This window comes from Streptomyces wedmorensis (assembly GCF_000716445.1).
In the GTDB taxonomy this organism is placed as follows: domain Bacteria; phylum Actinomycetota; class Actinomycetes; order Streptomycetales; family Streptomycetaceae; genus Streptomyces; species Streptomyces wedmorensis.
On record NZ_JNWK01000117.1, the window covers coordinates 1 to 7,192 of the forward strand.

A 7,192-nucleotide genomic window follows, 5' to 3' on the forward strand; every position below is an offset into this window, starting at 1 on the left:
ATCGGCTCCAGACCGCGCAGCTCGGTGTCGGCCCAGCCGGACTTCATGTTCTCGGCCAGCTCGTCGGAGACGCCCGGGTACAGGCCGTTCTTCCGCTGCTTGATCGCCTGCTCTTCGGTCTCTTCCGGGGTCTCCGGCGTGAGCTCCTCGGCCACGGGTCTGCCTCCTCTTGGTACGACACTGAACCCCCACCATCGTACGGTCGTACGGAAGGGGGCCCAGGGCCGGAAGGCCCATTACCGGAGAGTTACGTTCCGCTTACACGCATCTCATTCGAAGCGGGCGGCGAGGAGGACCACGTCCTCCCCGTCCACGGCGGGGTCCAGGCCCTCCGGCAGCAGGGTCCGCAGGACGTGGTCGGCGACGGCGCCCGGGTCGCCCCGGTCCGCCTTCGGCACGCTCGAGGCGGCCGCGTGGAGCCGTGCGAAGGCGCGGTCCATGGCGTCGCCGGTACGGCGGAGCAGCCCGTCGGTGTAGAGAAGCACCGTTTCTCCGGGCGCGGGGGACAGCTCCACGCTCGGCGCCTCCCAGCAGGAGAGCATCCCCAGCGGGGCCGAGAGCGAGGTCTCCACGAACTCCGTGCGCCGGTCGCCGACGACGAGCGGCGGGGCGTGGCCGGCCCCGGCGAGGACGATCCGGCGCTGCGCGGGCTCGGCGTACGCGAAGAGCGCGGTCGCCGACCGGGCGGGCTCGGTGAGTCGGAGCAGCAGTTCCAGGTCCGAGAGGACGGCGACCGGGTCCTCGCCCTCCATCACCGCGTACGCCCGCAGGGAGGCGCGCAGCCGGCCCATCGCGGCGAGCGCGCTGGGGCCGGTCCCGGAGACGGAGCCGACCGCGAGGCCGAGGGCGCCGTCGGGCAGCGGCAGCGCGTCGTACCAGTCGCCGCCGCCCAGCGGGCCGGTGCTGTGGCGGGCGGCGAGCTGGACGCCGGGGACGCGGGGGAGGCGGCTGGGGAGCAGCTCCTCGGCGACGGTGGAGACCTGCACGCGGGCGCGCTCGACCTGGAGGAGGCGGGCGAGGTGCTCGGTGGCGAAGCGGCAGTAGAGCCCGACGAGGTGGCGTCGGCGTTCGTCGGGTTCGGCGGGCTCGTCGTAGAGCCAGACGGCCGCGCCGAGGCGGCCGGCGTCCTCGGTGGCGAGGGGGAGGGCGTAGCTGGCGGCGTAGCCGAGGCGGGCGGCGACCTCGCGGTGGCGCGGGTCGAGGCCCTCCTCGGTGCGGACGTCGCGGATGGCGATCGGATCGGGGACGCGCTCCACGTGCCCGGGCTCGGGGAGGCCGTCCAGGAGACGGCCGTAGCTGGTGGCGCCGCGCGGGACGGTCTCGATGGTGCCGAGTTCGGCGTGGGCGAGGCCGAGGCCGATGGTGGTGGCGGGGCCGAGGCCGTCGGCCGGTTCGAACACGGCCATGCCGCGGCGGGCGCCGACGAGGGCGCTGCCCGCGCCGAGCACCTCGCGGAGGGCCTCGTCGAGGGAGGAGGTCCTGATGAGGCGCTCGGTGAGTTCGTGGAGGGTGGTGAGGTCGGAGACCCAGGCGGCCAGTCTGTCCTGGATCACCGCTCCGGCCGGGAGGGGCGCGTCGGAGGGCGTCGCCGCCGAGGGGACCCCGGAGAGGGGCGGCGTAGTGTGCGGGGGCCCGGGAACCGTGGAGTCGATTCCAGCCACTTTCGGCATGTGCGGGGCACTCATGTCAGTCGGCTTTCCGACCGGTGCGTTTGACGCCATAGCATCGCAAACCCCCATGTCATTCTGAGCCGCTCGATGCATCCACATGTACACGCACAAGAGGAACGATGTCCAGCATTGTCCCCACGGGACTTGTGGTGTCTGTGAGGTCGTGCGCGAGGGTTGAAGTGCGCGGCAAGTTGGCCGAAAATTGTCCCCGGTGTGCACCTTTTGCGGTCGACTGGCGTCGTTTGAAAGCGCGTCATTCCGAGCGTGCTGGGTACGTAATCGGTGACAGGCAGGGGCAGTTGGAGCTGCCCCGGAACGTGATGCGGGACCCCGGCGTCTTTCATGCCGCAGGCCGCACCCCCACCCCGAGTGGCGGGGAACGTGTTCCGACCCGCCCCCGGCGACGGTCCGGCACCACCTGGCTCCACCTGGTTCCATCCGGTACCACCTGGTTCCACCTGGTCCCGGCCCGGCCGGCCCCGCTCGGACGCGGGGCGCCACCCCGCCGACCCGGTACGCGCTGATACGCACGGTGAAGTGTTCTGCACATGGTGTGATGTGGATTCGGCGTTCAACGGAAAGGAACGAGCGCTCATGCGCGAGATCCTCGGAAGGCGACGCAGGCTCCGGTTCCGGCGCAAGGCGAAGTCCGCCCGGCTCGACGCGGCGGTCACCTTCGCCGTCGAGTGGGACTGGCCCGTCCTGCCGGGAGCGAGCCTGAGAACGACGACCCGTACGGCCGCCGGCGCGGCCTGCGCCTGCCCCGACCCCGACTGCGCGGTCCCCGGGGCCCACCCGTACGACCCCGGGCTGCTCGCGGCCACCACGGACGAGCGCATGGTCCGCTGGTGGTGGACCAGGCGCCCGGACGCGCCCGTGGTCCTGGCCACCGGCGGCCGCGCGCCCTGCGCCGTCAGCCTGCCCGCGGTGGCCGGCGCGCGGGCGCTCGCCGCGCTCGACGCTTCGGGCATGCGGCTCGGCCCGGTGGTGGCGACCCCGACCCGCTGGTCGATCCTCGTCGCCCCGTACGGCCTCGAACGACTGGGCGAGCTGCTGTACGCGAAGGACAGCGTGCCCAGCTCGCTGCGGTTCCACGGCGAGGGCGGCTACCTGCTGCTGCCGCCCTCCGTCGCGGGGGCCGGCCAGGTGCGGTGGGAACGGGCTCCGCTCGCGGGCTCGGCCCGCCCGTGGCTGCCCGACGTCGAGGCGGTGGTCGACGCCCTCGTGGAGGCGAGCACGAGCACCCCGGGCGGCGGGAGCCGGCTGACGTACTGACGGGGAACCCGTGCGGGACGGCCGAGCGCGGCTGCCGGAGGGCGGGTCCGGGGCGGCCGAGCGTGGCTGTCCGGGGATGGTCCGGGGCGGCCGAACGTGGTTGTCCGGGGCGGCCGAACGTGGCTGCCGGGGGGGCTGCGCCGGGGTTCGGCCGACTGTCGGCCGTTCACCCGAACGGGTGTGTCCTGGACCGACTTGCACAGGAAACGGGCGTGCGGCAGGCCGGGCGCCCGCCGCCCACCGCTATGTTCACACCACCGTTCAAGATCTCCAGCCGAGCAGGAGCAGGTGGGTTCCATGCGTCCGGTGAACCTCCGCGTGGTCGGGCTCGGGACCGCCGTCACGGTGGCCGTCCTGCTCCCGCTCGTCGCCATGGCGGGACCGACGGGCGACCCCGTACGACCGTCCGGCTCGGGCGACGCGAAGGCGGGGGACCTGCTGAGGGACCTCGGCCTGGGACCCCGTACGGCGGCCTCCCCCGCACCGGCCGTTCCCGGCGCGGCCGCGCCGACGGTCCCCGAGCGGGTCACGCGCTGCGGTCCGGAACTCGCCTCCCCCGAGGGGGTCGAGGCGCAGACCTGTGTCCTGAGCGAGGGCCCGGACGTCTGGGCGCGTACGTACTACCGGAATGCGGCGGGACAGGATCTCGACGCGTTTCTGACCCTCATGGCGCCCGGCGGACGGACAGTTCAAGTGCGCTGTCCCGTTCCCGCGCAGGACGAGCCCGGAACCTGCGAAACGCCTCGGGAACGTGGTCGTGGCGCCGCCACCGCCTATACGGCGGTGGCCGAATTCGCGGGCACGGGCGAAGGAGCCGACACTCCGCTGCTGCTGCGCTCCGGCAGCAACACGGCGGACAGCGAAGGAAGTTGAGCGTCCACGCTCCGGGCCAGCCGGGAGCGGACATGGAAAGGCCCGATCGCTGGCGACGGGGGATGCACCAGCGACCGGGCTTCCAGAACGGTAACAAGAGATCTGCTGTTCGCAAATTCGATCTCGGTTATTCGGACAGGGATTTACCCGTCCCCCGACCGTGTTGTGGCGGAAGTCACCGACTGGTCGGTCTGTCAGTCACCGATACCACCTGGGGTATCAGCTGAGAGTCACCTGACGGTTCGTGAGGCCGCCGCGCGCCCGGCGCTCCTCCGCCGTGAGCGGGGCGTCCGAGGCGAGCGCCTGGGCCAGCCGCTCGGCGAACTCGGCCGCCGGCTTCTCGCACTCCTCGGCCGTCATCGACGTCGGCAGGTCCCACACCGGCACCATCAGGCCGTGGGCCCGGAAGGAGCCGACGAGCCGGGTGTCCGCGCCGAGGGAGGTGCCCTCGCCGGCCTGGAGGCGGGCGAGCGCGTCGAGGAGCTTCTCCTCCGGGTGCGGCATGACCCAGCGGAGGTGGTTCTTGTCCGGGGTCTCGCACCAGTACGCGGAGTCCACGCCCGTCAGCTTCACGGTCGGGATGGCGGCCGCGTTGGCCCGCTCCAGGGAGGCCGCGACCTCCGGGTCGGCACTGTCGGCGGACTGCGGGATCCAGAACTCGAAGCCCGTGTGGACCTCGGGCGTGAACGCGGCGTCCGTGTCGAGCAGCTCCTGCAGGCGCGGGCCCTCGGCCGGCACGCGGCGGGCGGGGACCGGGGTGCCCGGCTCGACCTCCAGCGCGCGCTGGAGGGTGTCGGCCAGATCGCGGGCGAGGTCACCGGAGGTGGAGTCGTTCTGCAGGGCGAGCAGGACGGAGCCGTCGTCGCGGCGCAGCGCCGGCCACGCCATCGGCAGCACGGTCGCGAGCGTCACGGACGGCACGCCCTCGGGCAGTCCGCCCTTCAGCGTGAGCGGCACGGTGGCGGCGGGCACCAGCTCGCGCAGCGCGACCCAGTCGCACTCGCCGGGCAGGCCCTCGAAGGGGCGCTGGACGAGCTCGGTCACGGCGTGCGCGGCGGCCCGGCCGTGACACGCCTTGTAGCGGCGGCCCGAACCGCACGGACACGGCTCGCGGGCACCGACGACCGGGATCTCCCCGCTCGTGACCTGTGCCTGGCCGGTCTTGCCGGCCTTCGTCTGGGGGCGCTTCTTGGCCATGGTGTGGCTTTCTCCCGATCGCGGCGTGCTGTGTGCGTGCTGTATCGGCCGCGAGCCTAGCCGCACCGGGCCCGACCGCCCCTCAGGCGGGGCGCGGTCCGGCCCTTCGGGAGTCCGGTCGTGCCCGGACCCGGAACCCGCCCCGGGGCACCGGCGCTTCAGTCCAGGTCGTCGTACGCGTCCAGGAAGTCGAAGCCGGAGCCGCCGCCGACACGCGCCGCGAAGTCCTCGCGGCGGTGCCCCTCGGTGACCACCACCCAGACGGTGACCTCGCCGGTCGCGCTGTCCCGTACGCCCCAGTCCTGGGCCAGCGCCCCGATGATGTTCAGCCCGCGGCCGCCGTGCGCGGTGACCGAGGGCGTCGACGGAACGGGTCGCGTCGGACCGCCGCCGTCCGTGACCTCCACCCGCAGACCGCCCGCCGGATCGACCCGCCAGGCCGCCCGCACATCGCCTTCGCCCCGCTCCGCGCACCCCAGCGGCCTGCCGTACCGACAGGCATTGCTGAGCAGCTCGGAAAGGATCAGCACCGCGTCGTCGACGACCGAATCGGACACCCCGCTGCGGTACAGCTCGTCCCGCATCCGGTGTCTCGCCTCACCCACGCCCGCAGGGCCATGGGGTACGGCCATGCTCGACGACGTGGGCACCTCCTGTGCCACCACCAACGCCACCCCCGAGACCTCCTTTGCCCCACGCCACCGTGTGGATGCCCCAATGGCCTGGACCGGAAACCGGCCAATCAGCGTGGGATGAGGCACTCGTGACGATCGCGTACACACGGAACGCGCCGGTGCACTCCCTGTAAGTCCTGTTGTGTCCTGTGACGGGTGGAAAAGGAGAGGGGGACGAACAGGGAGGAGTCGGGACAGCGGGGCCTCAGTCGCGGCCCAGCTGGGCCAGCACCTGCTTCGGACGGTTGGTGATGATCGCGTCCACTCCCAGCCGCTCGCACAGCTCGACGTCCTCGGGATCGTCCACCGTCCAGACGTGGACCTGGTGCCCGGCCTTCTGCAGCCGGAGGATCACCGCCGGGTGGTGGCGGACGATCCGGATCGACGGCCCCGCGATGCGCGCGCCCGCGGGGAGCCGCCCGTCGCGCAGCCGGGGCGAGACGAACTGGGCGAGGGAGACGGTCGGCAGCGTCGGCGCCGCCGCGGCGATCCGGTGCAGGGAACGGGCCGAGAAGCTCATGATCCGTACGGGAGAGTCGGCCGGGGACTCCGGCTCGTCCAGGCCGAACCGCTTGAGGAGCTGCAGCAGCCGCTCCTCGACCTGGCCCGCCCACCGGGTCGGGTGCTTGGTCTCGATGGCCAGCTCGACCTGCCGCCCGGCGTCCGAGACCAGCTCCAGGAGGCGCTCCAGGGTGAGGACGGAGGTCGATCCGGGGGCCTTGCGGTCCGGGCTCTCGCCGGAGTCCTCCCATCCCTTCCAGGTCCCGAAGTCCAGCGCGGCGAGATCGGCCAGTTCGAGGGTGGACACGGCGCCGCGGCCGTTCGAGGTGCGGTCGACGCGCCGGTCGTGGACGCAGACGAGATGGCCGTCGGCGGTGAGCCGGACGTCGCACTCCAGGGCGTCGGCGCCGTCCTCGATGGCCTTCACATAGGCGGCCAGGGTGTGTTCCGGTGCGTCCTCGGATGCTCCACGGTGGGCGACGACCTGGAGGGGGACGCGGTTCTGGTGCTGCCGTGCGTGAGTCACGGCGTCATGGTGCCATTGGCGGGGCGGGCACACCGGAGGCTGTCCGTTCTGTCCGTATATAAAGGAAGGGGTGGGAACGCACAGCTCCGCCTTACAGCGGCCTGACGCCCTGTGGGAAAAGCTGGTGCAGCACCCTGGAGCCAGTAGGTGGCCTCCCGGCCACCACCACGCGCAGTCAACGAGGAGAGCGAGCTGTGAGCACCGAGAACGACGGTACGGCGGTTCCGGCGGACCCGGCTGCCCCGTCCACCCCTCCCACGCCTCCCGTACCCCCGACGCCTCCGACCACGGCCGCGGAGCCCGCGACCCAGGCGGCCCACACCGCGCCGGAGCCGGAGCCGGACCCCACGCAGACGCTGCCGCAGACCGAGGCGCACCCCCAGGCCCGGACCCAGGCTCACGCGCCGACGCCCGAGCCGGGCCCCGCCCACGACGCGGCCCACCCCCAGGCCCCCGCCCACGACGCGGCCCACCCC

General features: G+C 73.0%; 6 protein-coding genes and 2 pseudogenes. 3 read left to right on the forward strand and 5 right to left on the reverse strand.

Features of this window, described 5'->3' with window-relative positions; genetic code table 11:
* Positions 1-155 (reverse strand): annotated as a pseudogene (locus OO54_RS48085) (aminopeptidase P family protein); the annotation flags it as partial.
* Between the two features lie 114 nt (positions 156-269).
* Positions 270-1,721: a PP2C family protein-serine/threonine phosphatase gene (locus OO54_RS40385; RefSeq protein ID WP_078905623.1), complete on the reverse strand. Its 1,452-nt coding sequence runs from the start codon at positions 1,719-1,721 to the stop codon at positions 270-272.
* A 543-nt stretch (positions 1,722-2,264) separates the two neighbouring features.
* Between OO54_RS40385 and OO54_RS40390 the strand changes: the two genes are divergently transcribed.
* Both OO54_RS40390 and OO54_RS40395 read left to right on the forward strand, forming a co-directional pair.
* Positions 2,265-2,945, forward strand: coding sequence for a bifunctional DNA primase/polymerase (locus OO54_RS40390; protein WP_017240477.1), 681 nt, complete (start codon positions 2,265-2,267; stop codon positions 2,943-2,945).
* Positions 2,946-3,242: 297 nt separating this feature from the next.
* Positions 3,243-3,818, forward strand: coding sequence for a hypothetical protein (locus OO54_RS40395; protein ID WP_033212600.1), 576 nt, complete (start codon positions 3,243-3,245; stop codon positions 3,816-3,818).
* 219 nt (positions 3,819-4,037) lie between these two features.
* Here the strand turns inward: OO54_RS40395 and OO54_RS40400 are convergent, their stop codons facing one another.
* From OO54_RS40400 to OO54_RS40410, 3 genes are all read right to left on the reverse strand, one after another.
* Entirely contained in the window at positions 4,038-5,015 is a 978-nt protein-coding gene (locus OO54_RS40400; RefSeq protein WP_033212602.1) for a DUF5926 family protein, read from the reverse strand.
* A 158-nt stretch (positions 5,016-5,173) separates the two neighbouring features.
* A complete protein-coding gene (locus OO54_RS40405) occupies positions 5,174-5,776 on the reverse strand; it encodes an ATP-binding protein (RefSeq protein ID WP_078905624.1) in 603 nt (200 codons plus the stop codon).
* A gap of 118 nt (positions 5,777-5,894) precedes the next feature.
* Positions 5,895-6,716 carry a glycerophosphodiester phosphodiesterase gene (locus tag OO54_RS40410; RefSeq protein ID WP_033212604.1) on the reverse strand — a complete coding sequence of 274 codons (822 nt, stop codon included), beginning with the start codon at positions 6,714-6,716 and terminating at the stop codon, positions 5,895-5,897.
* 194 nt (positions 6,717-6,910) lie between these two features.
* Between OO54_RS40410 and OO54_RS46210 the strand changes: the two are divergent.
* A pseudogene (locus OO54_RS46210) lies at positions 6,911-7,192 on the forward strand (protease); the annotation flags it as partial.

What these genes read in the sequence shown, in the direction of transcription:
- OO54_RS40385 (WP_078905623.1), bottom strand. Translation starts at nt 1,721, where the DNA reads ATGGCGTCAAACGCACCGGTCGGAAAGCCGACTGACATGAGTGCCCCG.
- OO54_RS40390 (WP_017240477.1), top strand. Translation starts at nt 2,265, where the DNA reads ATGCGCGAGATCCTCGGAAGGCGACGCAGGCTCCGGTTCCGGCGCAAG.
- OO54_RS40395 (WP_033212600.1), top strand. Translation starts at nt 3,243, where the DNA reads ATGCGTCCGGTGAACCTCCGCGTGGTCGGGCTCGGGACCGCCGTCACG.
- OO54_RS40400 (WP_033212602.1), bottom strand. Translation starts at nt 5,015, where the DNA reads ATGGCCAAGAAGCGCCCCCAGACGAAGGCCGGCAAGACCGGCCAGGCA.